This window comes from Streptomyces sp. NPDC002734 (assembly GCF_040295685.1).
In the GTDB taxonomy this organism is placed as follows: Bacteria; Actinomycetota; Actinomycetes; order Streptomycetales; family Streptomycetaceae; genus Streptomyces.
Genome location: NZ_JBEOVU010000007.1, coordinates 82,010 through 108,439 on the forward strand (window position 1 = coordinate 82,010; position 26,430 = coordinate 108,439).

Below are 26,430 nucleotides of genomic sequence, written 5' to 3' on the forward strand. Positions count from 1 at the left end.
GGCGACAACGCCGCAGACGTGCGTGCCAGACCCCGCGACCCACGTGCGTGATCCGCCGGACAGACCCTAGGCCGGGGCCACCGCCACGCAGAACAGGCGGCGGAAGGGCAGGACCGTGCCGTACGGGTGGCGCGGGTAGGCCTCCCGCAGCCGCGCCGCGTACGCGGCGACGAACGCGTCCCGCGCCTCGGGATCGTCGGACAGCGCCGCCAGCACGGGCCGCAGCCCCGTGCCCGACACCCAGTCCAGCACCGCGTCCTCGCCGGGCAGCACGTGCAGGTACGTCGTCTCCCAGACGTCCACCGCGAACCCGAGCCGCGCGAAGAGGTCCAGGTAGACGGCCGGATCGGCGACCGAGTCCGTGCCCCGCAGCACCCCCGCCAGCCGCTCCGCCCACCGCGGGCCCCGCGCGGTCTCCCGCATCAGCGCGTGCGCCGGCGCGTCCAGGTTGTACGGCACCTGGAACGCCAGCACCCCGCCCGGCGGCAACGCGTCCGCCCACCCCGGCAGCGCCTCCACGTGCCCCGGCACCCAGTGCAGCGCCGCGTTGGAGACGATCAGGTCGTACGACCCGCCGGGCTTCCACTCCGTGAGGTCCGCGTGGGCGAACTCCAGCGAGCCCCCGCCCTCCGTCGGACCGGCCAGCGCGGCCGCCCGCTCCAGCATCGCCGGCGAGTTGTCGTACCCGGTGATCCGCGCCCCGGGCCACCTCCCCGCGAGCAGCGCCGCCGTCGTGTTGCCCGGCCCGCAGCCCAGGTCCGCGATCCGCGGCGTGGACCCGGGCAGCCCGGGCACCCGGGCCAGCAGATCGGCGAACGGCCGTGCGCGGTCGCCCGCATGACGCAAGTACTGCTCGGCATCCCAGTTCATGACCCCAGTGCACCAGGCAGGTATCTCGACGTCAAGAGAATCGACATCAAGACACTGGACGTCAAGAGACTTCACGTCGACACAACCACTACACTGATCGCATGGAGGACGAGGTCGATCGGCTGGTCGCAGCATGGCGCCGGGAGCGCCCGGACCTCGACGTGGAACCACTCGAAGTGCTCAGCCGGGTCAGCCGGCTCGCCCGCCACCTCGACCGCGCCCGCCGGCTCGCCTTCTCCGAGCACCACCTCGAACCCTGGGAGTTCGACGTGCTCACCGCGCTGCGCCGCGCCGGAGCCCCCTACCAGCTCTCCCCGGGCCAGCTCCTCACCCAGACCCTGGTCACCTCCGGCACGATGACCAACCGCATCGACCGGCTCACCAAGAAGAGCCTCGTCGAACGCCTCCCCGACCCCAGCGACCGCCGCGGCGTCCTCGTCCGCCTCACCGAGGAGGGCAAGAACCGGGCCGACCTGGCCCTCGCCGGCCTCCTCGACCAGGAACGCGCCCTGCTGTCCGAGCTGTCCCGCGGCGAACGCGGCGAACTCGCCACCCTGCTACGCCGGCTGACCGCCCCGTTCGACAACATCCCCGGCTAGGTCCACCGGCCCCACCCCGGCCCGGCGCGCCAGCGCCACCGCCGCCAGCGTCGAGTGCACGCCCAGCTTCCCCAGCACGTTCTGCATGTGCGTGCGCACCGTGTGCGGCGACAGGAACAGCCGCTCCGCGACCGCCTTGCGGCCCAGCCCCGCCACCATGCAGCGCAGCACCTCACGCTCACGCGGCGTCAGCGACTCCACCAGCCGCTCGCTCTCCGTCCGGTGCCGCCGCGCCGCGGTCATCTCCCGCAGCACCCCCGTCAGCAGGGCCGGCGGCAGATGCGTCTCGTCCCGCAGCACCCCCCGCACCACCGTCAGCAGCCGCGACAGCGAACAGTCCTTCGCCACCCAGCCCGACGCCCCCGCCTGCAACGCCTGCGCGGCCCGCCGCGGATCGTCCTTCTCCGCCAGCACCACCGTCCGCACGCCCGGATGCGCCGACCGCACCGTCGCCACCAGCGCGATCCCGTCACCCGCCACCAGGCCCGCACCCTCCGCACCCGCGGCCGCCGGCCCCCCGGAAGCCTGGGACGGCAACGACAACCTGGCCCCTGCCGAAGAACCCGCACCCACGGCACCGGAAACCCCCGGATGCCCGCCGCCCAGATCCGCGTCGACCAGCAGCACGTCGAAACGCCGCCCCTCCGACGCCGCCCGCTCCAGACATCTCAGCGCCGCCACCGTGCTGCCCGCCGCGGACACGTCCACGTCGGGCTCGGCCGCCAGGGCGGCGGCCAGCGACTCGGCGAAGATGCGGTGGTCGTCGACGACCAGCACCCGAACGCGGACCATACGACCCACCCCGTCCCGTCTGCCTAGTGTGCGGGGGCACGCGCCGCGGCGCCGGCGCCCCGGAACGCGTCCCGGCGCCGGCGCCCATCGGCGATGCCGGCACGACGCCCGGACCGAAACCCAGGCCGCCGGGCCCCGGCGACAGCGAACCGCACCGGACGACACAGGGCCGGCCGCCGCCGAGCCCTCGTCCGCACGCCTCTCCGCCCACCGGGTCCGGACGCCGTACCCGACCGACTCGCCCCCTGAACGGCACCGGCCCCCACCGGTACTGCACATCAGAGTACGGGCGGGGGCCGGGACGGGAAGCGGATTCGCCGAACCTGGGGGAGCGGGCACGGCACACCGGGGCGCACACGGATCAGCCGCACCCCCGCAGGAGCGGAAACAGCCGGCCGATCAGGAGTTGTACGCGCTCTGCGCCCGCTCGAGACCCTCCAGGACCAGCGCCTCGACCGCGTCGGCCGCCCGGTCCACGAAGAAGTCCAGCTCCTTGCGCTCCACCGACGAGAAGTCCTTCAGCACGAAGTCCGCCACCGGCATCCGCCCCGGCGGCCGCCCGATCCCGAACCGCACCCGGTGGTAGTCAGGACCCATCGCCTTCGTCATCGACTTCAGACCGTTGTGCCCGTTGTCACCGCCACCCAGCTTCAGGCGCAGCGTCCCGTGATCGATGTCCAGCTCGTCGTGCACCGCCACCACGTGCGCCAGCGGCACCTTGTAGAAGTCCCGCAGCGCGTTCACCGGACCACCGGACAGGTTCATGAAGGACATCGGCTTCACCAGCACCACCCGGCGCCCCAACGGCCCCGGAGGACCCACCCGGCCCTCCACCACCTGCGCCTGCGCCTTGCCGGCCCGCTTGAACCGGCCACCCATCCGCCCGGCCAGCAGATCCGCCACCATGAAGCCGACGTTGTGCCGGTTCATCGCGTACTCCGGCCCCGGATTGCCGAGCCCCACCACCAGCCACGGGGCATTCGCGTCAGTGGACACCACGTCACTCTCCCTGGAAACAGACCCTCGAAACGGGCCCCGGAAACAGGCCCTCGAAACGGGCCCCGGAAACAGGCCCCCGAAACAGGCCCTGGAATCAGGCCCTTGAAGCGGAAACGACACCGGCCGCCGCCCCCGAAGGAGCGGCGGCCGGTGACACGACTACGCGAGAACTCAGCCCTCGTCGACGACGTCGCCCTCGGGAGCGGCGGCCTCCTCGCCGGCCTCACCCTCGGTCGGCTCCTCCGCCTGCGGCGCGACCACGGACAGCACGACGGCCTCCGCGTCACTCGCGAGCGACGAACCCTTGGGCAGCGGAACGTCCTTCGCCAGGACGCTCGCACCCGCCTCGAGGCCCTCGATGGAGACCACGACGGACTCGGGGATGTGGGTGGCCTCGGCCTCGACCGTCAGCGACGCCTGGACCAGCTCGACCAGACCGGCACCCGGGGCGAGCTCGCCCTCGGTGACGACCGGGATCTCGACGGAGACCTTCTCGCCCCGCTTGACCAGCAGCAGGTCGACGTGCTCCAGGAAGCCACGCAGCGGGTCACGCTGCACGGACTTCGGGATCGCCAGCTCGGTGGCCTCACCGTCGATCGACAGGGAGATCAGGACGTTCGGCGTACGCAGCGCCAGCAGCAGGTCGTGACCCGGCAGGGACAGGTGCTTCGGCTCGGTGCCGTGGCCGTACAGAACGACCGGAACCTGGTTCGCGCGGCGGATGCGACGGGCCGCACCCTTGCCGAACTCGGTACGGGTCTCGGCGGAAAGCTTCACCTCGGACATGGCTCACACTCCTCGTAGTGGAACGGGCCGCCGTACACGAGTACGGCGATCGGGATCGGTCACCCGGCCAAACATCGGCCTGCTACGAAGAGCGCGTCGATAACGGACCGCCGTACACAGAAGTACGGCCTCCCTCGCCGAGCAACTCCCAGAGTCTACTCGGCCAAGGAGGCCGCACAAAAACGATCTAGCAGAGCCCGGCGGCGAAGCCGGACCGGAGGCTCACTGCTCGTCGAACAGGCTCGTCACCGAACCGTCCTGGAACACCTCACGCACCGCGGACGCGATCGTCGGAGCGATCGACAGCACCGTGATCTTGTCCAGCTCCAGCTCACCCGGCGTCGGCAGCGTGTTCGTCAGCACGAACTCGCTCACCCGCGAGTTCTTCAGACGGTCCGCCGCCGGACCCGACAGCACACCGTGCGTCGCCGTCACGATCACGTCCGCCGCACCGTGCGCGAACAGCGCGTCCGCCGCCGCACAGATCGTGCCCGCCGTGTCGATCATGTCGTCGACCAGCACACACACCCGGTCCTTGACCTCGCCCACGACCTCGTGGACCGTCACCTGGTTCGCCACGTCCTTGTCGCGCCGCTTGTGCACGATCGCCAGCGGAGCACCCAGACGGTCGCACCAGCGGTCCGCCACCCGCACCCGGCCGGCGTCCGGCGAGACCACCGTCAGCTTGTCCCGGTCCACCTTCGCGCCCACGTAGTCCGCCAGCAGCGGCAGCGCGAACAGGTGGTCCACCGGACCGTCGAAGAAGCCCTGGATCTGGTCCGTGTGCAGGTCGACCGTCAGGATCCGGTCCGCACCCGCCGTCTTCATCAGGTCCGCGATCAGACGCGCCGAGATCGGCTCACGCCCACGGTGCTTCTTGTCCTGACGGGCATAGCCGTAGAACGGGACGATCACCGTGATCGACCGCGCCGACGCACGCTTCAGCGCGTCGATCATGATCAGCTGCTCCATGACCCACTTGTTGATGGGGGCCGTGTGGCTCTGCATCAGGAAGCAGTCCGCGCCACGCGCCGACTCCTGGTAACGGACGTAGATCTCACCGTTCGCGAAGTCGAACGCCTTGGTCGGGACGACCTCGACGCCCAGCTGGTGCGCCACCTCCTCGGCAAGCTCGGGGTGGGCGCGGCCGGAGAAGAACATCATCTTCTTCTGGCCGGTCGTCTTGATCCCGGTCACAGCACTGTCTCCTCAGAGGTGTGGTCTCACAGCGGGCGGGGCAGGGGAGAGCGCCGGACGGCGCCTGCCCGCCCGGCTGGGGGGTGGTGCGGTTTCTGCACTTATCACGGTACGCCCGATCAGACGGGCCTGAACACGGTCAGCCCTCGTCGCCCGCCCGCCGGGACGCCTCCTCGGCCGCCTTCGCCGCCGCGCTCCCGGGACGCTTCCGGACCACCCAACCCTCGATATTCCGCTGCTGGGCACGGGCCACGCCCAGCGCACCGGGCGGCACCGGCGTGGTCACCACGGACCCCGCCGCGGTGTACGCGCCGTCCCCGACAGTGACAGGAGCCACAAACATGTTGTCCGCACCGGTACGGCAGTGCGACCCGATCGTTGTGTGGTGCTTCTCCTGGCCGTCGTAGTTCACGAACACACTGGCCGCGCCGATGTTCGTGTGCTCACCGATCGTGGCGTCACCGACATAGGTCAGGTGCGGGACCTTCGTCCCCTCACCGATCTCCGCCTTCTTCGTCTCCACGTACGTACCGATCTTCGACCGCAGACCCAGCCGCGTACCGGGCCGCAGGTACGCGAACGGACCCACCGACGCCTCCGGCCCCACGATCGCCCCGTCCGCCACCGTGTTGTCCAGCCGCGCGCCCGGACCCACCTCGGTGTCGTTCAGCCGGCTGTTCGGACCCACCTCGGCGCCCTCGCCGACATGCGTCGAACCCGTCAGCTGCGTGTTCGGGTGCACCAGCGCGTCCTGACCGAACGTCACCGTCACTTCCAGGTACGTCGACGCCGGATCCACCACCGTCACGCCGGACAGCATCGCCTGCTCCAGCAGCCGCTCGTTCAGGATCCGCCGCGCCTCCGACAGCTGCACCCGGTTGTTGATGCCCGCGATCTCCCGGTGGTCCACCGCCACGCTCGCCCCGACCCGGTGACCGTCCGCGCGCAGGATGCCGAGGACGTCCGTCAGGTACTCCTCGCCCTGGCTGTTGTCCGTGCGCAGCCGGCCCAGCGCGTCCGCGAGCAGCCGGCCGTCGAACGCGAACACGCCCGAGTTGATCTCCCGGATCGCCCGCTGGGCCTCGGAGGCGTCCTTGTGCTCCACGATGCCCGTCACCGCGCCCTGCTCGTCACGGACGATCCGGCCGTAACCGGTCGCGTCCGGGACCTCGGCGGTCAGCACCGTCACCGCGTTCCCGTCGGCGGCGTGCGTCTGCGCGAGCGAGCGCAGGGTCTCGCCGCGCAGCAGCGGGGTGTCGCCGCAGACCACCACCACGGTGCCGTTCTGCTCGCCCAGCTCCGCCAGCGCGATGCGGACGGCGTGACCGGTGCCGTTCTGCTCCTCCTGCACGGCGGTGCGCACGGCGGCGTCGATCTCACCGAGGTGCGCCGTCACCTGTTCGCGGGCGTGGCCCACGACCGCCACCAGGTTCTCCGGCTCCAGCTCCCGGGAGGCCGCGAGCACGTGGCCCACCAGCGACCGGCCGCAGAGGGTGTGCAGAACCTTGGGGGTGGCGGACCGCATGCGGGTGCCCTCACCCGCTGCGAGTACGACGACGGCGGCCGGGCGGATGGCGCTCACGGTGGTGCCCTTCGGCTGTATTACGAGTGGGACCCTCGCAGGATACCGGGGGGTCGGTGACCAGCACATGCGAACGGGCCCCGACCGCGAGCGCGGTCAGGACCCGAGTTTGACGCTCCCCTGTCAGGACTTGAACCCGAAATTAGCGGACCAAAACCGCCCGTGTTGCCAATTACACCACAGGGGACTGCATATCTACCTGAAACGGACATCCTGCCCGTCCATCGATGTCGCGGCCTCTACTATGCCGCACCAAGCCCCTTCGATGCGACGGTACAAGTCGGCTGCCTGGAGGACATATACGACGAGGCAGCCCCGGTAGTTCTCGCCAGTGTTCCTCCGGGCTGTCTTCGGGTTGTGTCTCTTCAGGGTGGTCTTGTAGAAGGCGGATGCGTCGGAGCCCGTCAGTTCCGCCCAATACGCCTCGGCGGCTTGTGCATCAGCTCCCTCGTGAATCATCACGGCGAAGCGCAGGCGTTCACGGGGGGTACCCACCAGGCGGAGCCAGGCGAGGTAGGTCCTGATCACCCCGGGGTCGCTGTTGACGAAGACGACGCGCTCGCGGCGGGCGTATGGCTTGTCCTTTGATCCCTCGGCCCAGTAGAGGGCGACTCCGGCGATGAAGAGTTCGCGCTCGGACAGGGCTCCAATCTCGCGCCTGGCCGCCTCCTTCGTCTGTTGTCGTTCTGCCTCGCGGATCTGTAGTCGGGCCTCCCAGGCGCGTTTCCCGATCTCGGAAGCTTCCTCCTGGGTGCGGCGTTTGCGTGGTGGGGTGGGCAGGTCCCTGACCCACAGGGACACGGAGCTCTTGGAGCAGCCGAGCTCGGCCTTGATCTGGTCGTAGGTCCAGCCCTGGGCGCGGAGCTCGCGGGCGCGTTCCCGGAGATCGTCCTTGGCGCGGGGGCGCTTGGTCCACTCGGGCGGCGGCTCGCCCGCGAGGAGAGGGCGGAGGTCCCAGTTGTTGATGCCCAGTTCCTCGCGGATCTGGCGGGTGCTGAGGCCTTGCCGGCGGAGGGCGACGGCTTGGTTCGGGAGGTCGTCGGGTGGGGGTTCGTGCTGTTCCATGGGTTCACTCTCCGCCTGTCCGGGCGGGTTCGGAACGGTTTCCTGATCGATTCACCAGTTCGAGCGCTTTTACCTTGAGTTCGATGGCCATGTATCGATATGTCCACCCGCAAACCCGCAGGAACGTCACTGGACTCCTTCCGTAGGCTGGGCGCATGACCACGACGGGGGAAGAGCGAAGGACGGCGGTGGAGCGGGCCGGGCCGGCGGCGGAGGCCGTGGGCGGGCCCGCGGTCGGGGCCGCGGGGGGCTGGTGGCACCGCTGGCGCGCGGTGGTGCTGGACGCCTCGCTGGCGCTGGCGTCGTCCGTGGAGTGCGCGGTCGAGGGTGTGGGCTTCGCCCGGGACGCCGGGCTGCCGGTGGCCGTGGGCGTGGTGTTCGGCCTGCTGGTGGGCGCGGTGCTCGGGTTCCGCCGCCGGTGGCCGGTGGCGGTGGTGCTGGTCGGCCTCGCGGTCACGCCCGCGCTGATGGGCTTCCTGCTGGCGGTGGTCGGCCTGTACACGGTGGCCTCCTCCGACCTGCCGCGCCGCCTGACGGGTGCGCTGGCCGGGATGTCGCTGACCGGGGTGCTGGTGGTGACGCTGGTGCGCACGAGCCCTGAGGTGGACGGGTGGTTCCAGCTGTTCGCCGCGGTCACCACCGCGCTGGGGCACACCGCGCCGCCCGTGCTGCTGGGCCTGTACGTGGGCGCGCGGCGGCGGCTGATGGAGTCGTTGCGGGAGCGTGCGGACAGTCTGGAGCGGGAGCTGCAGCTGCTGGCCGAGCGGGCCGAGGAGCGGGCGGAGTGGGCGCGGAACGAGGAGCGCCGGCGGATCGCCCGGGAGATGCACGACGTGGTGGCGCACCGCGTGTCGCTGATGGTGGTGCACGCGGCGGCGTTGCAGGCGGTGGCGTTGAAGGACCCGGAGAAGGCGGTGCGGAACGCGGCGCTGGTGGGGGACATGGGCCGGCAGGCGCTGACCGAGCTGCGGGAGATGCTGGGGGTGCTGCGGAGCACGCCGGCGGCGGGCGCGGCGCCGGTGTCGGCCTCGCGGGAGGCGGCGGTGGCGCCGCGGATACCGGAGCAGCGGGGCGGCGTCGGGGACGAGGCGGAGACCGGGGGTCCCGCGCGGTTGTCGGCGCTGGGTGAGCTGGTGGGGCAGTCGCGGGCGGCGGGCGTGGTCGTGGAGTTCCTGGAGGAGGGGGAGTCGCCGGGGTATCCGCCGGTGGTGGAGCGGACGGCGTTCCGGGTGGTCCAGGAGGCGTTGACGAATGTGCACAAGCACGCGGCGGGGGCGCGGACGCGGGTGCGGGTGGCCCACCGGGAGGGGGAGGTGGCGATGCAGGTGGAGAACGAGCCGGCGGGCGGCGGTCCGGCCGGGGCGGAGCCGGGGCTCCCGTCGGGCGGGAACGGTCTGCTGGGGATGCGGGAGCGGGTGACGTCGCTGGGTGGTGCGTTCGTGGCGGGGCCGACGGACCCGGGCGGGTTCCGGGTCTCCGCGGTGATCCCGGTGCCTCCGGTGGCGGACGCGGCGGCCCTGGCGGAGTGACGCCCCGGTGGGCGGTCCGTCACGCGGCCTGTGTGCCGGCACGTTGCTCCCGCCTCGGCACGCTCCCCGCGACCCGTCGGCGGCTGCGGGGCTCGGCCCGTGCCGCGGGCGGGTCCGTGTGGCTGACGGCTGACGCCCGACGCCCGACGCCCGACGCCTGACGCCCGACACCCGACGCCCGAACGCTGAAGGCCGAGGCCGGGTCCGGGTCCGGGGCGCCCCGGGACGAACCGAGGCCCCGCCCGGGGGGTGGGCGGGGCCTCGGGGTCGAGGGGCCGGGAGGCCCGGGAGGGTTACTCGGTGGCGATGGCGTCGAGGACGTTCATGCGGCCCGCCCGGAACGCGGGGATGAGGGCGGCGAGGAGGCCGACCAGCGCGGAGCCGGCGAAGACGCCGAGGATGGTGGGCCAGGGGATCTCGAGGACGGTGAGGCCCTCGAGGGCGAGGAGCTGCTGCGCGGAGGCGCCCCAGCCCATGCCGAGCCCGAGTCCGAGCAGCGCGCCGAAGAGGGCGATGACCACCGACTCCAGCCGGATCATCCGTCGCAGCTGGCGGCGGGAGAGGCCGATGGCCCGCATGAGCCCGATCTCGCGGGTGCGTTCGATGACCGACAGGGCCAGGGTGTTGACGACGCCGAGGACGGCGACGATGACCGCGAGGGCGAGCAGCGCGTACACGATGTTGAGCAGCTGCCCGACCTGGTCCTTGAGGATCTCCTTGTAGTCGGTCTGGTCCATGACCTGGTACTGCGGGTAGCCGTCGAGGGCGGTCTTGAGCGCGGTGTAGGCGGCGTCCTCCTTGCCGTCCTCTGCCGTGGCGAAGACCAGGGAGTCGAGCGGCATCTTGTCGGCCGGGATGTGGGCGGCCGCGGTGCCGATGGAGAGGTAGAGGGCGCCCTTGTCGACGGTGACCTCGTCGGTGGTGATGGCGCGGACGGTGAGGGTGGCGGTCTCGCCGCCGGGGAAGTCGACCTTGACCTCGGAGCCGATGGTGAGGTCGTACTTCTCGGCGAAGTCGCCGAAGACGGACATGGAGTCGGGCTTGTAGGCGTCGGCGAGGTCGCCGGCCTCGGTCTCGACGCGGAGGTCCTCGGCGTAGGTGGGGTCGGCGGCGTTGAGCCACTCCTTGGGCGCGACGCGGCCGTCGGGCATGGTGAGTGTGGCGTCGGGGAGCAGCTTGTACTCGGTGACGCGGTCGATGCCTTCGGTGTCGCGGACGGCGTCGACGGCCTGCGGAGTGATCAGCTGGCCGCTGGGCGACTGGATGATGAAGTCGGTGCCGACGGTCTTGTCGAGCTGGTCGGTGGCGGAGGCCACCATGGAGGAGCCGACGACCGAGAGGCAGGCGACGAGCGCGAGCCCGATCATCAGGGCGGCTCCGGTGGCGCCGGTGCGGCGCGGGTTGCGCAGGGCGTTGCGTTCGGCCATGCGGCCGACCGGGCCGAAGAAGCGCAGGATCACGGCGCCCAGCACGCGGACGACTCCGGAGGCGAGGACGGGTCCGACGACGATGAAGCCGACGAGGGTGGTGACGATGCCGAGGCCGAGCCACTGGGAGCCGGTGCCCGCTGAGTCGGCCTGGGTGGTGACGTAGAGGGCGGCTGCTCCGGCGAGGGTGAGGACGGTGCCGAGGACCAGGCGGATGCGGCCGGCGCGGGCGTCGGCGGGCATGCCGGGGTCGCGCAGGGCGGCCATCGGGGACACCTTGGAGGCGCGCCGGGCGGGCAGGTAGGCGGCGACGACGGTGACGACGACGCCGAGGACGACGCCGGCGACGGGGGTGGTCCAGGCGATGGTGAGGTCGTCGGTGGAGAGGTTCATGCCCATGGCGCCCATGGCTTCCATGAGGAGGACGGCGAGGCCGATGCCGGCTCCGACGCCGAGTGCTGATCCGACGACGCCGAGCATCAGGGCTTCGGCGAGCACGGTGCGGTTCACCTGCTTCCTGGAGGAGCCGATGGCGCGCATCAGACCGATCTCCCGGGTGCGCTGGGTGACGAGCATGGAGAAGGTGTTGAAGATCAGGAAGACGCCGACCATGGCCGCCAGCAGGGCGAAGCCGAGCATGGCGTACTTCATGACGTCGAGGACTCCGGCGAAGTCGGCGGAGGCGTCGTCGGCCGCCTCGGCGGCGGTGCGGATCTTGTAGTCGCCGCCGGCGGTGCCGGCGAGGGCGGTGCCGAGGGCCTTCTTGACCTGTGCGTCGGTGTGGCCGGCGGCGGTGGTGACGTAGATGTCGGTGAAGACGTCCTTCTCGCCGACGAGGGTCCGCTGGGCGGTGGGGGTGTCGAGGTAGAAGGTGGCGGCGCCGGGGTTGGTGACGAGGAAGGCGGCGATGCCGCTGATCTTCGCGGTGTGGGTGCCGGTGACGTTGATGACGGAGATGCTGTCGCCCAGGGCGAGGCCGTGCTTCTCGGCCGTGTCGGCGTCGACCATGATCTGGTCGGGACCGCGGGGCGGCGTGCCGTCGGTGATCTTCATGGTGCGGGCGTCGTTGGCGGTCCAGTTGCCGACGATGGTGGGCGCTCCGCCGGTGGGCGAGAGGCTGTCCTTCTCGGCGTCGACGACCGTGACGCCGGTGGACCACACGGCGCCTTCGGCGGTGGCGACGCCGTCGGCCTTCTTGACGTCCTGGAGGACGGCGGCGGGCAGGGCCGGTGGTTTGCCGTTGGTGGAGGCGTTCTCGGCGCTGGAGTCGCCGGGGCTGACGGTGACGTCGGCGGAGGTGGTGGCGAAGAGCTTGTCGAAGGTGGTGTTCATGGTGTCGGTGAACACCAGGGTTCCGCAGACGAAGGCCACGGAGAGCAGGACGGCGACGGCGGAGAGGGCCATGCGTCCCTTGTGGGCGAGGAAGCCGCGGAAGGCGTCGCGTGTGGTGCTCATGAGGTGCGCCCCCGGGTGTCGAACGCCTTCATGCGGTCGAGGACCGCTTCCGCGGTGGGGGTGCGCATCTCGTCGACGATGCGGCCGTCGGCGAGGTAGATGACGCGGTCGGCGTAGGAGGCGGCGACCGGGTCGTGGGTGACCATGACGATGGTCTGGCCGAAGTCGTCGACGGAGCGGCGCAGGAAGCCGAGGATCTCGGCGCCGGCGCGGGAGTCGAGGTTTCCGGTGGGTTCGTCGCCGAAGATGATCTGCGGCCGGGAGGCGAGGGCGCGGGCGACGGCGACGCGCTGCTGCTGGCCGCCGGAGAGCTGGGTGGGGCGGTGCTTGAGGCGGCCGGCGAGGCCGACGGTGGTGACGACGGTGTCGAGCCATTCCTTGTCGGGCCTGCGGCCGGCGATGTCGAGGGGGAGGGTGATGTTCTCCAGGGCGTTGAGGGTGGGCACGAGGTTGAACGCCTGGAAGACGAAGCCGACCTGGTCGCGGCGGAGCTGGGTGAGCTTCTTGTCCTTGAGCCCGGTGATCTCGGTGTCGTCGAGGAAGATCTGGCCGGAGGTGACGGTGTCGAGTCCGGCGAGGCAGTGCATCAGGGTCGACTTGCCGGAGCCGGAGGGGCCCATGATGGCGGTGAACTCGCCGCGCATCAGGTCGACGTCGATGGTGTCGAGGGCGACGACGCGGGTCTCTCCGGTGCCGTAGGCCTTGACGACCTGCCGCGCCCGTGCGGCGACGGCCGATGTCCTCCCGTTGCCCCCGGACTTGGGGATGGTCACAGCCGAAGTCACGGTGTGTCTCCTTGGGTTGTCTGTGTCGGTGTCAGGAAATGTCCGGCCCCTCGCGGTGTGCGGCGGGCGGTGGTGCGCGGTGCGGGGTGAGGCGTGGCGCGGTGGTGCGGTGTGCGCCGTCGTGCGTGGTGCGGGTGTCACGTGCGGCGTCACCTCGTGCGTCCGGGTGGGTCGTTCGGTCGCCGGGCGCGGTGTCCTGCCGTCGTGTCGAGTCTTCTCGCCGGGCGGGGCGGGCGCGATGGTGCCCGGTGCAGTTCGGTTCGGGGGTAAACCCCACCGCTGCTGGTGCCGTCCGCCTCCCCCTGTGGCGTGTGACCAGGCTAGGGAGCGGGGGTCTCGGGGGGCGTCGTCCGGCGGGTGGAGGTGTCCCCGACCGCGCGTACACCTTTACCCCTAGGGGGTGTTGGCCTCAGGGCTGAGCCGTCTCGGGGTTCGGTGCACCTTGGCGTGGAGGGCGGGGCCGGTGCGAAGCTGTCCCCGGGCATTTAGATGCATAGGGAAAGGAATCCCGGTGGCCAGGACGGAGACTTCCGCGAAGGAGGCCGGGCAGGCGGCCGTCGCGACGCGGCGCGGCCCGGTGATGGTGGCGTTGATGCTGTCGATGGCGCTGGTGGCGCTGGACTCGACGGTGGTGGCCACGGCGGTGCCGCAGATCGTGGGGGACCTGGGCGGGTTCGCGTACTTCTCGTGGCTGTTCTCGGGCTACCTGCTGGCGGTGACGGTGACCCTGCCGGTGTACGGGAAGCTGTCGGACACCTTCGGCCGCAAGCCGGTGCTGGTGTTCGGGGCGGCGCTGTTCCTGCTGGGCTCGCTGCTGAGCGGGGTGGCCTGGAACATGGGCGCGCTGATCGTCTTCCGGGTGGTGCAGGGGCTGGGCGGCGGCGCGTTGCAGGGCACCGTGCAGACGCTGGCGGCGGACCTCTTCCCGCTGGCGGAGCGGCCGAAGATACAGGCGCGGCTGTCGACGGTGTGGGCGGTGTCGGCGGTGGCGGGGCCGGGGGTGGGCGGCCTGCTGGCGGCGTACGCGGGGTGGCGGTGGATCTTCCTGGTCAACCTGCCGGTGGGCGCGGTGGCGCTGTGGATGGTGGTGCGGCACCTGCGGGAGTCGCCGCGGGAGCCGGGCGGGGCGGCGGCGCGGGCGCGGATCGACTGGGCGGGCGCCCTGGCGGTCTTCGCGTGCGCGGGCGCCCTGCTGACGGCGCTGGTGCAGGGCGGGGTGGCCTGGCCGTGGCTGTCGGCGCCGTCGCTGGGGCTGTTCGGCGCGGGGCTGGTGCTGGCGGTGGTGGTGGTGCTGGTCGAGCGGCGGGCAGAGGACCCGGTGATCCCGGGCTGGGTGTGGCGGCGGCGGACGATCGCGGCGGTCAACGTGGCGTTCGGCGCGGTGGGGCTGCTGATGGTGGCGCCGACGGTGTTCCTGCCGACGTACGCGCAGGGCGTGCTGGGGCTGGAGCCGGTCGCGGCGGGGTTCGTGCTGTCGGTGTGGACGCTGACCTGGCCGGCGTCGGCGGCGCTGAGCCAGCACGTGTACCGCAGGATCGGTTTCCGTGACACGGCGCTGCTGGGGGTCGGGGTGACCTCGCTGGCGCTGGCGGCGTTCCAGTGGCTGCCGTATCCGGGGGCGGTGTGGCAGCCGGTGCTGCTGATGGCGGTGGTGGGGGCCGGGCTCGGTCTGTTCTCGGCGCCCTTGATGGTGGGGGTCCAGTCGACGGTGGGCTGGTCGGAGCGGGGGACGGTGACGGCCTCGGTGCTGTTCTGCCGGCAGACCGGCCAGACGCTGGGGGCCTCGCTGTTCGGCGCGCTGGCGAACGCGGTGCTGGTGGCCCGGCTCGGCGGCGTGGGCGACCTGGACGCGGTGACGCGGGCGGTGGACTCCGGGGCGCGGGTGCCGGAGGCGACGGGACGGGCCGTGGCGGCGGCGACGCAGGCGGTGTACCTGGGGGCGGCGGTGGCCGCGGGGGTGGCGTTCGTGGCGCTGCTGGCGCTCGCGCCGCGGCGTTTCCCTGTGCGGGCGACCAGCGCGGAGGCCGCCGGGGAGTGAGCCCGCACCGATCCGCGTCCTCACCGGACCTTCACGGCGCGGAACCGCAGCGGGTGCGGCGGGTGGGTCGGTAGCTTGCGTGGGCTTGTCCAACTCCCCTCCCTGCGGCCCTTTTTGGGCCCGAGCCTCGCAAGGAGCACGGGATGTCCCAAGACCCGTTCGCGTCGTTCCAGGCACCACCCTCACCACCTCCACCGCCTGCCGGTCCCTTCCCTCCGTACGGGGACGAGACCCCCGTCTACGGCGTCCGGCGGCACCCCGGCCGAGAGGAGCGGTACCCCGCGTCGGGGGAGACGTTCCCGGCCTTCGGCGAGCCCTTCCCCGCCGCCGGGCGGCAGGAGCAGCCGTCGGCGGCCTCCGTCCGGCGGTCCCGTGAACTGGCGGACCTCCGGGCGGCCTACCGGAGGCAGCGGCGGGTCGCCGGCGTCACCGTGCTGGGCTTCTTCGCGCTGTACATCCTGCTGACCGTGTACGTTCCCGCAGCGGTCAACTGGCGGGTGGCGGGCGGCGTGAACCTCGGCATGCTGCTGGGGCTGCTCCAGCTGCCCCTCACCGTTGTGGCCCTGCTCGTGTACCAGCGCACCGCGCGGGCAGCGGTGGACCCGCTGGTGGAACGGGTGCGCGGGCAGGCCGAGGAGGAGCGATGAACGACTTCTCGGCGCACTCCATGTCGTTGGTCGCCTTCTGCGCCGTCGCCTCCATCACGCTGCTGCTGTGTGTGATGACGGGTCCGGACAGCGACGACCTCAAGGAGTTCTACACGGGTTACGGAGCCCTGACGCCGTTCCGCAACGGCATGGCCATCGCGGGCGACTACGTCTCCGCGGCGACCATGCTGGGCACCTGCGGACTGGTCGCCTTCTACGGCTACGACGGGATGCTGCTGGCCCTGTCCACCGCGCTGTCCCTGCTGTTGCTGATGCTGCTGATGGCCGAACCGCTGCGCAACACGGGCAAGTTCACCCTGGGGGACGTGCTGGCCCGGCGGACGGAGTCGCGGGCCGTGCGGATCACGATCTGCGTGGTGACCCTGCTGGCGCTGGTGCCGATGATGCTGGTGCAGCTCGCGGGCGCCGGCCAGCTGATGTCGTTCATCCTGGGCTTCGACAGCGAGGCCCTGGAAACCGGCATGGTGGTGGGCCTCGGTGCGCTGATGATCAGCTATGCGGCGATCGGCGGGATGAAGGGCACCGCGTTCATCCAGATCGTCAAGATCTTCATCGTGCTGGCCTCCGGCGTCATGGTCTGCGCGGTGCTGCTGGCGCGGTTCGACTGGAACCCGGGGGCGCTCTTCGACGCCGCGGCCAAGGGCAGCGGGATCGGTCACGGGTTCCTGGAGTCGGGCCTGGAGTTCACCGGCCATCCGCATCCGACGCTCGACATGCTCGCCATCCACGTCCAGACCGTGCTGGGCGCGGCCTGCCTGCCGCACATCACGATGCGCATGTTCACCGCCACGAGCGCCCGCCAGGTGCGCCGTTCGTTGTCCTGGGCGGTCGCGTCGGTGACCCTGTTCTCACTGATCATCGTCATCGTGGGCTTCGGCGCGGTGGCGCTGGTAGGCCGCGGCGTCATCGCGGCGGCGGACCCGCAGGGCAACACCACCTATCTGATCGGGTCGAGCGCGGCGCTCGATGCCGGGAGCTCCTATCTGGCGGCACTGCTGTTCACCGTCGTCACCACGGGGGTGTTCCTGACACTGCTGGCGTCGGTGGCGGGCATGATCCTGGCCTGCGCCAACTCGATCGCGCACGACGTGGTGGCGGCGCGCCGGCCCGGTCTGGCGCCACGCCGCGAGGTGATGACCGCGCGGGCGGCGGCGCTGGGCGTGGGCCTGCTGGCCGTCGCGCTGGCGACGCTGGTGCAGCACCGAAACCTGCAGCCGCTGGTGACGCTGGCGCTCAGCGTCTCGTCGTCGGCGATCGCGCCGGCGCTGGTCTACAGCCTGTTCTGGCACCGGTTCACCCGTCGAGGGCTGCTCTGGTCGATGATCGGCGGCACGGTCGTGGTGCTGCTGCTGTCGCCGTTCACCAACCTGGTGTCCGGCTACCCGGCCTCGGCGTTGCCGGACCTCGACCTGAACTGGTTCCCGTTCACCACGACGGCGCTGGTGACCATCCCGGTGGGCTTCGCGCTCGGGTGGATCGGTACGGTCACCTCTCCCTCCCGCGAGGTGCGCGAACAGGAGCGGCGGTACGAGGAACTGGAGCCGCGCATCCTGGCGGGCGTCGACGTCCGCTGACCTCCGACCGGCCCCGGGGGCGGGGTGCCGTCTTCCCCTCTCCCCGGGGCCGCTCACCGCCCTGGGCCGAGCCGTTGCACGGGCACGGGAGCGCGCAGGCGTTCAGCTCCCGCGGCCCGGCGGGAGGCGGCACGCGTTCACCGCGGTCCCCGCGGTCCCCGCGGTCCCTGCGGTCCCCGCGGAGGAGCGCCGCCGTCCCCGGGGCGCGGAGGTCAGAGCAGCCCGTCCCAGAACTGCTCCAGCAGCACGGACCACCAGGTCTCCGGCGACCCCAACGCCGCCGGATCCAACGCCGCCAGCTGCGCCTGGAAGTCCACCGTCCAGCGAGCCGCCTGCTCCTGGTTGAGCCCGAACCGCAGGGGCCACATCCGCCCCAGCAGCGCCAGGCAGCGCGCGAACTCCGGCAGCCCCGTGTTGACGAACTGCGGCGGTACCGGCGCACCCCCGGGCCCCGCCTCCACCGGCACGGCGACGATGTGCGCCGTGCCGTACTGCACGCACAGCGCCTTGCCGAAGTCCGTGCCCATCACCAGGTACGACCCGGCGTCGGAGGCAGCCGGCACACCACGTTCCTGCGCCAGTTCGGCCAGCGTCGGCACCGGCCGCCCCGGCTGGGCCTGCGCCCAGAAGAACGGGCCGAGGTCGAACGGCAGCCCCGCCACCACCAGGGTGTGGGCGACCACAGGCGGCACGCCCTGCCGGGACACCGCCGCCTGGTCGAAGCGGAAAACGCCCGGCCCGAAGACCGCCGCCAGCTCGTGCGCGACGCCCTCCGGCGGCACCGGCGGAGCGGGCTGCACCGGCGGCAGCGGCGCGCGCACCGGGCCGGGCCGCGCGGGCCCGTCCGCGACCTGGTGCAGCTCGCCCTGGTGGGCCAGGAGCTGGGTGATGCCCTGCTGCCGGCCCGCGTGGTCCTCGCCGTAGGGGGCGATGGAGGTGATCCGGGCCTGCGGCCACTGCTCGCGGATCATCCGCGCGCAGTACGCGCCGGGCAGGGAGCAGGACTCCAGCTCGGTGTGCAGCTCCAGCACCTGGTTCGGCGGCACGTTCATGGCGCGCAGCTCGTGGAAGATCTGCCACTCCGGGTGCGGGAGCCCCGGCGCGCTGCGGCGGATCAGCTGGTGCTCGGAGCCGTCCGGGGCGCGGTAGCGCAGCACGGCCTGGTAGCCGGGCCCCACCATCGGCTGCTGGGGCTGCTGCGGGTACCCGTACGCGGCCGGCGCCCCGGGAACGCCGGGAGCGGCGGGCGGCGGAGGCACGGGACCGGGCGGCGGCACGGGACCGGGCGCGGAGGGAGCCACCGGCGGTCCCGACGGCGGCGCGAACATCGTCTCCGCGTGGTGCACGCTCCCCGGGGCGCCCGGCGGGGGCGGCGGCGGAGGCGGCGTGGCGCCGGACGGACCGGACGGACCGGGCGGACCGGACGGACCGGACGGTGCGAAGACGGTCTCCGCGTGGTGGGCCGCCTGGCCCGGAGCGGCGGGCGGCGCGGGCGGAGGCGTGTGCCCGCCGGGAGCGCCAGGGGTCCCGGGAGGACCGGGCGGCGGCGGAGGCGTGCCACCGCCGGACGACGGGTCGGCCAGCATGGTGACCGCGTGGTGCATCCCACCGTCCTGCGGACCGCCGGAGCCGCCCTGCGAACCACCGGGAGCCCCGGGAGCCCCGGGAGCGCCCGGCGCCCCCGGTGCCTGGGGGCCGAGCGAGGAGACCATCTGGGTGGGCACGTAGCCGAGGGAGTCGCCCCCCGAGGACTGCGGCGCGGCACCGGGCACGCCCGGAACCGGCGGGGGCGGCGGCGGAGGCGGCGGGGTGGAACCGGTCGCCGGACGGCGCGGCGGCGCGGCCTTGGCGGTCGCGGCGTCCGCGATGTCCCCGGCGTTGGCCGGCAGCGGCCGCGCGGGGGCGGCCGGCCCGGACTGCGGCACGGGCGGCTGGGGCGGCTGGGGCGAGGACTGCGGCACCGGCGGCCCGGCGTCCGGCATGACCGGCGTGACCCGGGTGGGCGGCAGTTGGCTGCCGCCCTGGAGGAGCGCGGTCTGCGCGTCGGACGCGCCCGGGCCGCCCGCACCGACCGGCCCGCCCGGCGGACCGTCGGCCACCGGCGGCGCGAACACCGTCTCCGGCAGGGGCACCGACCGGTCGTCGGCGGCCTGCGCGGTCGTGTCGGTCCCGTCCCACGGCGTGCCCCCCGCGGTGGCGGGCGACGGCGCGGCGGGCGTCGCCGGCGCGGACGGCGCCGACGGCGGAGGCGTGGCGTCGCGGCCGCGCCCAGTGTCCCGCTGGTCGGGGATGCCCATCCGGTCGGCCGCGTCCTGCAGCCACTGCGGAGGGCTGAGCAGGAACGACGTCTGGTTCAGGTCGACCCGCGCGGGCGCCGGCGGCGGCGCGGGAGCGGCCTCCTCGCGGCCGTACAGCTCCTCGTAACGGCGGATCACCTCGCCCACCGGCAGCCCGGGCCACAGCGTGGCCTCGCCGCTGTCCCGGGCGATCACCAGCCGCTGCGCGCCGCCCTCGGAGCGCGGGCCGTCGGCCCGGTCCTCGGCCCACACCACGAAGCCCAGCTCGAACTCGCGTACCCGCACCTCACGGTGCTGGTACGCGGGCGCCTCGCCGTTGATCCATTCCTCGCCGCGCTCCTGCGCCTGCGCGTAGGTCACCATCGGCCGTTCACTCCCCTGTCGGGCCCGACACCGGCACCGCGCGCGCGAAACCGCCGTCCACCATCAGATTCGCCACCGTGTCCAGCTCGGGCGGGCTGCCCGCGAGCCGGCCGAGGAACGCGTCGAAGTCCTCGCCGCAGGGCAGCAGCAGGCGCTCCACCCGTTCGGCGGGGGTCCACGACGGGTCCACGTCGCGCACGTCGTCGTAGGCGCAGAACCACACCGATCCGCGCCGGTCGCCCTTGACCTTCACCGCGAGGATGCCGCCCTGCAGGAAGGCCACCCCCAGGTAGTCCTTGGTGAGGTGGTCGCGCAGGCACTTGTTGACGTACACCAGGTCGTTGACCGCCGCCTCGTCCCGCACGGTGAGGAAGGGCTGGTCGACCAGCAGACCCAGCTCCGCGTCGAGCGCGGTGCCCACCGGGGCGCAGCCGCCGGCGGCCTTCAGGAACGCGCGGTAGGGGCCGGGCAGCTGGTACCCGAGCTCCTCCTCGACGGCCTGCACCTGCTGCTCGTTCACGGCCACGGAGTTCTTCGGCAGCCGGAAGTGGGCGGGACGGGTGTCCTGCAACGGGCGCGTGCCGCGCTTGTCGTGCTCCACCGCGGTGGTGGAGATGCCGCCGTGGTGCCGCAGCAGCGCCTTCACCTCGACGGGGACCAGCTCCAGGCGCCGCGTGCGCGGGACGTGGTGCCAGGTCCAGCCGTGCGGGGTGGCCACCGGCTCGACGGTGTCCCACAGGGGGTGACCGGTCGCGGCGAGGGCGGCGTTGGCCGACACGTAGTCGGTCAGCCGCAGTTCGTCGACGCCGAATCCTTCCGGCGGCTCGGCGATCTCGGCGGCCGCGCGGGCGTAAGGAGAGAAGTCCGGGTAGCCGTGGTCGTCGACCCGTACGCCTGCCGGGTGCCGGGCGGCGCGGACCGGGTCGGGGAAGTGCACGACCTGTCCTGCGTACGCGGCGTTCGGCGGCGCGGGCCGTCCTCCGGTCCCGTGGCCGGGAGAGACCCCCAGCCCGAGCCCACCTGTCGTCATGGCGGTTGCCCCCTGCGGCGTTCCGGCGGCCGGTGAGGCCGCGCTCTCCCATAGTGTCGACCACCGCTTGGGTGGCGGTTCCCGACAGACTATGCGGTGCCGCTCGCGGCGGTCATCGTGCGTCCGGATGCGTCCACATGTGTGACGTCACGTCAACACTCCGTGGTCACAGCGCCCCGCCCCGGGCGTGTCACGGGCCCTGGCTTCCTCCTCGGCCGCCGGGTTTGGCACTCTAAGGCGACCGAGGGGATGCTCGGGAGGTGAGAACGATCATGCAGGCCGCACAGACCACCGGGACGGAACCGCCGTCCGGTCCGTCGCAGGACCCGCGAGTGGGCTGGAGCAGCGCGGACGGCGCCGCGGCTCCGGCGCTGCTGCACCGCCGTGACGGGATACTCCCGACGGTGGCCGCCGCGCTGTCCGTTCGCGGCACCACGCTCACCGGAACGGCCGCCCGGGGCGACCAGATCCCGGTCCTGCACCCGCTGGTGCAGGACTTCCTCGACACGCTCACCAGCGACCAGCGTGACCGCTTCACCGGCCGGTGCGCCGAGGCGCTGCTGATCTCCCGGCACATCGCCGCGGCCGACGCGGCGCGCAACAAGCGGGCCGCGCGCCGGCCCATGACCAGCAGCGAGGCGCGCAAGGCCCTGAAGCACGCCAAGCTGACCGCGCGGCGCATCCGGGAGGACGGGGACCCGCTGCACGGCAGCTTCGCCGAGCCCTGCCGGGCGTGCGCGGCCCTCATCGCCCACTTCGGGGTGCGGGTCGTCGACCCGGGCGCCGAGGGCTGAGCCCCGCCGCCCGACTCCTGCCGCCCGCCGCCTCCGCCGTTGCCTCCGCCCGTCCCGTCCTGAAGGACTCCAGGTTCCTGATGCAAGCCGAGCGCACTTCCTCGACCCGTTTCGCCGTCCACGTCGACGTCGCGCTGCGCGCGTCCGGCTGGGAGCCGGGGCGCTGGGACATCCGCCAGGCCGAGGTGTGGGCCGACACGCTGCGCGAGCACGCCTCGCCGGCCGGGCACACGCACGCCGTGTTCCCGGCGGCGGTGGAGGCGTGGGCGGAGTTCGGCGGCCTGCGCATCGCCCCGTCCGGTCCGGGCCGTCAGGTCGCGCCCGCGGTGCTGGACATGGACCCCATGCACGGGCTGCACATGGCGCGCACCCTGGGGGACCTCGGGCGGGCGCTGGGGACGGAGCTGTGTCCGGTCGGAGCGGAGGCGGACACCGGGGCGCTGGTGGCCGTCGACGCGGTGGGGCGGGTGTACGCCCTCGACCACGCCGGCGACTGGTACCTCGGCCCCACCCTCGACCAGGCCCTCACCACCCTCCTCACCGGCACGGCCCCCACCCGCCTCACCACGGCCGACATCCCGGGCCCCCGCACCGAGACGTGAGCGGGACTGTCGGCACGGGGGAAGGTGACGCCCCGGGCCGGCGGGGGAGAGGGGCGTCGTCGTGGAGGCGGCGCGTGGTGCTCGGGCGCGACGTAGGCTGGAACCCCCGGTCCGCCCCGCGTACCGGGCGCTTCGCGTGACACGAGAACCCCGCGGAACCCCCGCTGGACGGAAAGGCCTCCATGAGCCTGCACGGTCTGCTCGACGCCGTCGTCAAGGACGCCGCCCTCACCGACGCGGTACGCGCCGCCGCCGAGGGCCACCGCCCCCACGTCGACCTGGTCGGCCCTCCCGCCGCCCGCCCCTTCACGGTGGCCGCCCTGGCCAGGGACGCCGGCCGTACCGTCCTCGCGGTGACCGCGACCGGCCGCGAGGCCGAGGACCTGGCCGCCGCGCTGCGCTCGCTGCTCGACCCGGACGCCGTCGTGGAGTACCCGTCCTGGGAGACCCTGCCCCACGAGCGGCTGAGCCCCCGCAGCGACACCGTCGGCCGCCGCCTCGCCGTGCTGCGCCGCCTCGCGCACCCCCGCGCCGACGACCCGGGCGCGGGCCCCGTGCAGGTGGTCGTCGCGCCCGTCCGCTCCGTCCTGCAGCCGCAGGTCAAGGGCCTCGGCGACCTCGAGCCCGTCTTCCTGCGCACCGGACAGCAGGCCGACCTGGGCGAGATCGTCGAGGCACTCGCCGCCGCCGCGTACAGCCGCGTCGAACTGGTCGAGAACCGCGGCGAGTTCGCCGTCCGCGGCGGCATCCTCGACGTCTTCCCGCCGACCGAGGAGCACCCGCTCCGTATCGAGTTCTGGGGCGACGACGTCGAGGAGATCCGCTACTTCAAGGTGGCCGACCAGCGGTCGCTGGAGGTCGCCGAGCACGGCCTGTGGGCCCCGCCCTGCCGTGAGCTGCTGCTGACCGACGAGGTCCGCCGCCGCGCCGCCGAGCTGGCCGAGGAGCACCCCGAGCTGGGCGAACTGCTCGGCAAGATCGCCGAGGGCATCGCGGTCGAGGGCATGGAGTCCCTCGCGCCCGTCCTCGTCGACGACATGGAGCTGCTCCTCGACGTGCTCCCCAAGGGCTCGATGGCGGTCGTCTGCGACCCCGAGCGGGTCCGCACCCGCGCCACCGACCTGGTGGCGACCTCGCAGGAGTTCCTTCAGGCCTCCTGGGCGGCGACGGCCGGCGGCGGCGAGGCCCCGATCGACGTCGGCGCGGCCTCCCTGTGGTCGATGGCGGACGTCCGCGACCGGGCCCGTCAGCTGGACATGCTGTGGTGGTCCGTCTCGCCGTTCGCCGCCGACGAGATCACCGGCGAGTTCGCCGACGACGCGACCGCCGACACCCTCAAGCTCGGCATGCACGCCCCCGACACCTACCGCGGCGACACCGCCCGCGCGCTGGCGGACACCAAGGGCTGGGTGGCCGACGGCTGGCGCATCGCGTTCCTCACCGAGGGCCACGGCCCGGCGGCCCGGATCACCGAGGTGCTCGGCGGCGAAGGCGTCCCCGCCCGCCTCGACAAGGACCTCACCGAGCTCACGCCGTCCCTGGTGCACGTCTCCTGCGGCAGCGTCGAGTACGGCTTCGTGGACCCCGCGCTGAAGCTGGCCGTGCTCACCGAGACCGACCTGTCCGGGCAGCGCACCGCCACCCGGGACGGCACGAAGATGCCGGCCCGCCGCCGCAAGGTGATCGACCCGCTCACCCTGGAGCCGGGCGACCACATCGTGCACGAGCAGCACGGCGTGGGCCGCTACCTGGAGATGGTGCAGCGCACCGTGCAGGGCGCGACCCGCGAGTACCTGGTGGTCGAGTACGCCCCCGCCAAGCGGGGCCAGCCCGGCGACCGGCTGTACATCCCGACCGACCAGCTGGAGCAGATCACCAAGTACGTCGGCGGCGAGGCGCCCACCCTGCACCGCCTGGGCGGCGCGGACTGGACGAAGACCAAGGCGCGGGCGAAGAAGGCGGTCAAGGAGATCGCCGCCGACCTGATCAGGCTGTACAGCGCCCGCATGGCGGCGCCCGGCCACGTCTTCGGCCCGGACACCCCCTGGCAGCGGGAGCTGGAGGACGCCTTCCCCTACGCGGAGACGCCGGACCAGCTCACCACCATCGCCGAGGTGAAGGCCGACATGGAGAAGTCGGTCCCGATGGACCGTCTGATCTGCGGCGACGTCGGCTACGGCAAGACCGAGATCGCGGTGCGCGCCGCCTTCAAGGCGGTCCAGGACGGCAAGCAGGTCGCCGTGCTGGTGCCCACCACGCTGCTGGTGCAGCAGCACTTCGGCACCTTCAGCGAGCGGTACGCGCAGTTCCCGGTGAAGGTGAGGGCGCTCTCGCGCTTCCAGTCGGAGTCGGAGTCCAAGGCGACCCTGGAGGGGCTGCGCGACGGCTCGGTGGACATCGTCATCGGTACCCACCGCCTCTTCTCGTCGGAGACCAGGTTCAAGGACCTGGGCCTGGTCGTCGTCGACGAGGAGCAGCGGTTCGGCGTCGAGCACAAGGAGCAGCTGAAGAAGCTGCGGGCCAACGTGGACGTGCTCACCATGTCCGCCACGCCCATCCCGCGCACCCTGGAGATGGCGGTCACCGGCATCCGGGAGATGTCGACGATCACCACCCCGCCGGAGGAGCGCCACCCGGTGCTCACCTTCGTCGGCCCGTACGAGGAGCGGCAGATCGGCGCGGCGATCCGGCGTGAACTGCTGCGCGAGGGCCAGGTGTTCTACATCCACAACCGGGTGGAGTCGATCGACCGGGCGGCGGCGCGGCTGCGGGAGATCGTCCCGGAGGCGCGGATCGCGACGGCGCACGGCCAGATGTCGGAGCAGGCGCTGGAGCAGGTGGTCGTCGACTTCTGGGAGAAGCGGTTCGACGTGCTGGTCTCCACGACGATCGTGGAGTCGGGCATCGACATCGCCAACGCCAACACGCTGATCGTGGAGCGCGGCGACAACTTCGGTCTCTCCCAGCTGCACCAGCTGCGCGGCCGGGTCGGCCGTGGCCGGGAGCGGGGCTACGCGTACTTCCTGTACCCGCCGGAGAAGCCGCTGACCGAGACCGCGCACGAGCGGCTGGCGACCATCGCCCAGCACACCGACCTGGGCGCCGGCATGTACGTGGCGATGAAGGACCTGGAGATCCGCGGCGCGGGCAACCTGCTCGGCGGCGAGCAGTCCGGCCACATCGCGGGCGTCGGCTTCGACCTGTACGTGCGGATGGTCGGCGAGGCGGTCGCCGAGTACCGGGCCTCCCTCGAGGGCGGCGTGGAGGAGGCGCCGCCGCTGGAGGTGAAGATCGAGCTGCCGGTGGACGCGCACGTCCCGCACGACTACGCGCCGGGCGAGCGGCTGCGGCTCCAGGCGTACCGCTCGATCGCCTCCGCCAACTCGGAGGAGGACGTCGCGGCGGTCCGCGAGGAGCTGGTGGACCGGTACGGCAAGCTGCCGGAGCCGGTGGAGAACCTGCTGCTGGTGGCGGGGCTGCGGATGCTGGCCCGGTCCTGCGGGGTGGGCGAGATCGTGTTGCAGGGCAACAACATCCGGTTCGCGCCGGTGGACCTGCGGGAGTCGCAGGAGCTGCGGCTGAAGCGGGTGTACCCGGGGACGGTCATCAAGGCGACGGCGCAGCAGGTGCTGGTGCCGCGGCCCAAGACGGCGAAGATCGGCGGCAAGCCGCTGACGGGACGCGAACTTCTGTCCTGGACCGGTGAGTTCCTGACGACGGTGCTGTCCTAGGCGGACGTGTCCCGGGGCGGTCCCGTCCCGGGGACATGGTCGGGCGGACGTGTCCTGGGGCGGTCCCGTCGCGGGGACGTGATCCGGGCGGACGTGTCCTGGGGCGGTGCCGTCGCGTGGACGTGATCCGGGCGGACGGTCCCGGGCGGATGTTTCCTGGGCGGGTGGTTCCTGGGCGGGTGGTTCCTGGGCGGAGGGGCGGGTGGCGCGCGGCGCGGCCCGCCCCTCGGGCGTGTCCGCGCCCTCC

General features: G+C 72.8%; 19 protein-coding genes and 1 tRNA gene. 8 read left to right on the plus strand and 12 right to left on the minus strand.

All coding sequences use genetic code 11. The features are described 5' to 3' along the window. Window positions 1-66 precede the first annotated feature (66 nt). Window positions 67-870: a trans-aconitate 2-methyltransferase gene (locus ABT026_RS08870; protein WP_351113422.1), complete on the minus strand. Its 804-nt coding sequence runs from the start codon at window positions 868-870 to the stop codon at window positions 67-69. 101 nt (window positions 871-971) lie between these two features. Between ABT026_RS08870 and ABT026_RS08875 the strand changes: the two genes are divergently transcribed. Then, window positions 972-1,469 carry a MarR family winged helix-turn-helix transcriptional regulator gene (locus ABT026_RS08875; protein WP_351113423.1) on the plus strand — a complete coding sequence of 166 codons (498 nt, stop codon included), beginning with the start codon at window positions 972-974 and terminating at the stop codon, window positions 1,467-1,469. Here the strand turns inward: ABT026_RS08875 and ABT026_RS08880 are convergent. The 7 genes from ABT026_RS08880 to ABT026_RS08910 form a co-directional block, all read right to left on the minus strand. Next, window positions 1,428-2,261, minus strand: a complete 834-nt coding sequence (locus tag ABT026_RS08880; protein ID WP_351113424.1) for a LuxR C-terminal-related transcriptional regulator — start codon at window positions 2,259-2,261, stop codon at window positions 1,428-1,430. The genes ABT026_RS08875 and ABT026_RS08880 overlap by 42 nt on opposite strands. 399 nt (window positions 2,262-2,660) lie before the next feature. Further along, a complete protein-coding gene (gene pth, locus ABT026_RS08885; RefSeq protein WP_351113425.1) occupies window positions 2,661-3,257 on the minus strand; it encodes an aminoacyl-tRNA hydrolase in 597 nt (198 codons plus the stop codon). A gap of 174 nt (window positions 3,258-3,431) precedes the next feature. Further along, window positions 3,432-4,046, minus strand: coding sequence for a 50S ribosomal protein L25/general stress protein Ctc (locus ABT026_RS08890; protein ID WP_351113426.1), 615 nt, complete (start codon window positions 4,044-4,046; stop codon window positions 3,432-3,434). 222 nt (window positions 4,047-4,268) lie between these two features. Then, window positions 4,269-5,243, minus strand: coding sequence for a ribose-phosphate diphosphokinase (locus ABT026_RS08895; protein WP_108951652.1), 975 nt, complete (start codon window positions 5,241-5,243; stop codon window positions 4,269-4,271). A 139-nt stretch (window positions 5,244-5,382) separates the two neighbouring features. Further along, window positions 5,383-6,825, minus strand: a complete 1,443-nt coding sequence (gene glmU, locus ABT026_RS08900) for a bifunctional UDP-N-acetylglucosamine diphosphorylase/glucosamine-1-phosphate N-acetyltransferase GlmU (RefSeq protein ID WP_351113427.1) — start codon at window positions 6,823-6,825, stop codon at window positions 5,383-5,385. A gap of 115 nt (window positions 6,826-6,940) precedes the next feature. Then, window positions 6,941-7,012 (minus strand) — tRNA-Gln (locus tag ABT026_RS08905). 8 nt (window positions 7,013-7,020) lie between these two features. Next, entirely contained in the window at window positions 7,021-7,890 is an 870-nt protein-coding gene (locus ABT026_RS08910; RefSeq protein ID WP_351113428.1) for a hypothetical protein, read from the minus strand. Window positions 7,891-8,045: 155 nt separating this feature from the next. On the opposite strand from ABT026_RS08910, the gene ABT026_RS08915 reads away from it, so the two are divergent. Further along, window positions 8,046-9,419: a sensor histidine kinase gene (locus ABT026_RS08915; RefSeq protein ID WP_351113429.1), complete on the plus strand. Its 1,374-nt coding sequence runs from the start codon at window positions 8,046-8,048 to the stop codon at window positions 9,417-9,419. Window positions 9,420-9,712: 293 nt separating this feature from the next. On the opposite strand, the gene ABT026_RS08920 is transcribed toward ABT026_RS08915, so the two are convergent. Together ABT026_RS08920 and ABT026_RS08925 are read right to left on the minus strand one after the other, a co-directional pair. Further along, entirely contained in the window at window positions 9,713-12,301 is a 2,589-nt protein-coding gene (locus ABT026_RS08920; RefSeq protein ID WP_351113430.1) for an ABC transporter permease, read from the minus strand. After that, the gene (locus ABT026_RS08925) at window positions 12,298-13,086 is read right to left on the minus strand and encodes an ABC transporter ATP-binding protein (protein ID WP_351113431.1); all 789 of its coding nucleotides are present in this window, start codon (window positions 13,084-13,086) and stop codon (window positions 12,298-12,300) included. Before ABT026_RS08925 ends, ABT026_RS08920 begins: the two co-directional genes overlap by 4 nt. A 511-nt stretch (window positions 13,087-13,597) precedes the next feature. Here ABT026_RS08925 and ABT026_RS08930 point away from each other — a divergent pair. From ABT026_RS08930 to ABT026_RS08940, 3 genes are all read left to right on the plus strand, one after another. Beyond that, a complete protein-coding gene (locus tag ABT026_RS08930; protein ID WP_351113432.1) occupies window positions 13,598-15,124 on the plus strand; it encodes an MFS transporter in 1,527 nt (508 codons plus the stop codon). A gap of 143 nt (window positions 15,125-15,267) precedes the next feature. Beyond that, window positions 15,268-15,771: a DUF485 domain-containing protein gene (locus ABT026_RS08935; protein ID WP_351113433.1), complete on the plus strand. Its 504-nt coding sequence runs from the start codon at window positions 15,268-15,270 to the stop codon at window positions 15,769-15,771. After that, entirely contained in the window at window positions 15,768-17,366 is a 1,599-nt protein-coding gene (locus ABT026_RS08940; protein WP_351113434.1) for a sodium/solute symporter, read from the plus strand. Before ABT026_RS08935 ends, ABT026_RS08940 begins: the two co-directional genes overlap by 4 nt. A 212-nt stretch (window positions 17,367-17,578) precedes the next feature. Here the strand turns inward: ABT026_RS08940 and ABT026_RS08945 are convergent, their stop codons facing one another. Beyond that, window positions 17,579-20,026, minus strand: a complete 2,448-nt coding sequence (locus ABT026_RS08945; protein WP_351113435.1) for an SUKH-4 family immunity protein — start codon at window positions 20,024-20,026, stop codon at window positions 17,579-17,581. A 7-nt stretch (window positions 20,027-20,033) separates the two neighbouring features. After that, window positions 20,034-21,056, minus strand: a complete 1,023-nt coding sequence (locus ABT026_RS08950) for an SMI1/KNR4 family protein (protein ID WP_351113436.1) — start codon at window positions 21,054-21,056, stop codon at window positions 20,034-20,036. Between the two features lie 272 nt (window positions 21,057-21,328). On the opposite strand from ABT026_RS08950, the gene ABT026_RS08955 reads away from it, so the two are divergent. From ABT026_RS08955 to mfd, 3 genes are all read left to right on the plus strand, one after another. Continuing rightward, the gene (locus ABT026_RS08955) at window positions 21,329-21,850 is read left to right on the plus strand and encodes a YwqJ-related putative deaminase (RefSeq protein WP_351113437.1); all 522 of its coding nucleotides are present in this window, start codon (window positions 21,329-21,331) and stop codon (window positions 21,848-21,850) included. 80 nt (window positions 21,851-21,930) lie between these two features. Then, entirely contained in the window at window positions 21,931-22,452 is a 522-nt protein-coding gene (locus tag ABT026_RS08960; RefSeq protein ID WP_351113438.1) for an SUKH-3 domain-containing protein, read from the plus strand. A 182-nt stretch (window positions 22,453-22,634) separates the two neighbouring features. Further along, entirely contained in the window at window positions 22,635-26,183 is a 3,549-nt protein-coding gene (gene mfd / locus ABT026_RS08965; protein ID WP_351113440.1) for a transcription-repair coupling factor, read from the plus strand. The last annotated feature ends 247 nt before the right edge of the window (window positions 26,184-26,430 follow it).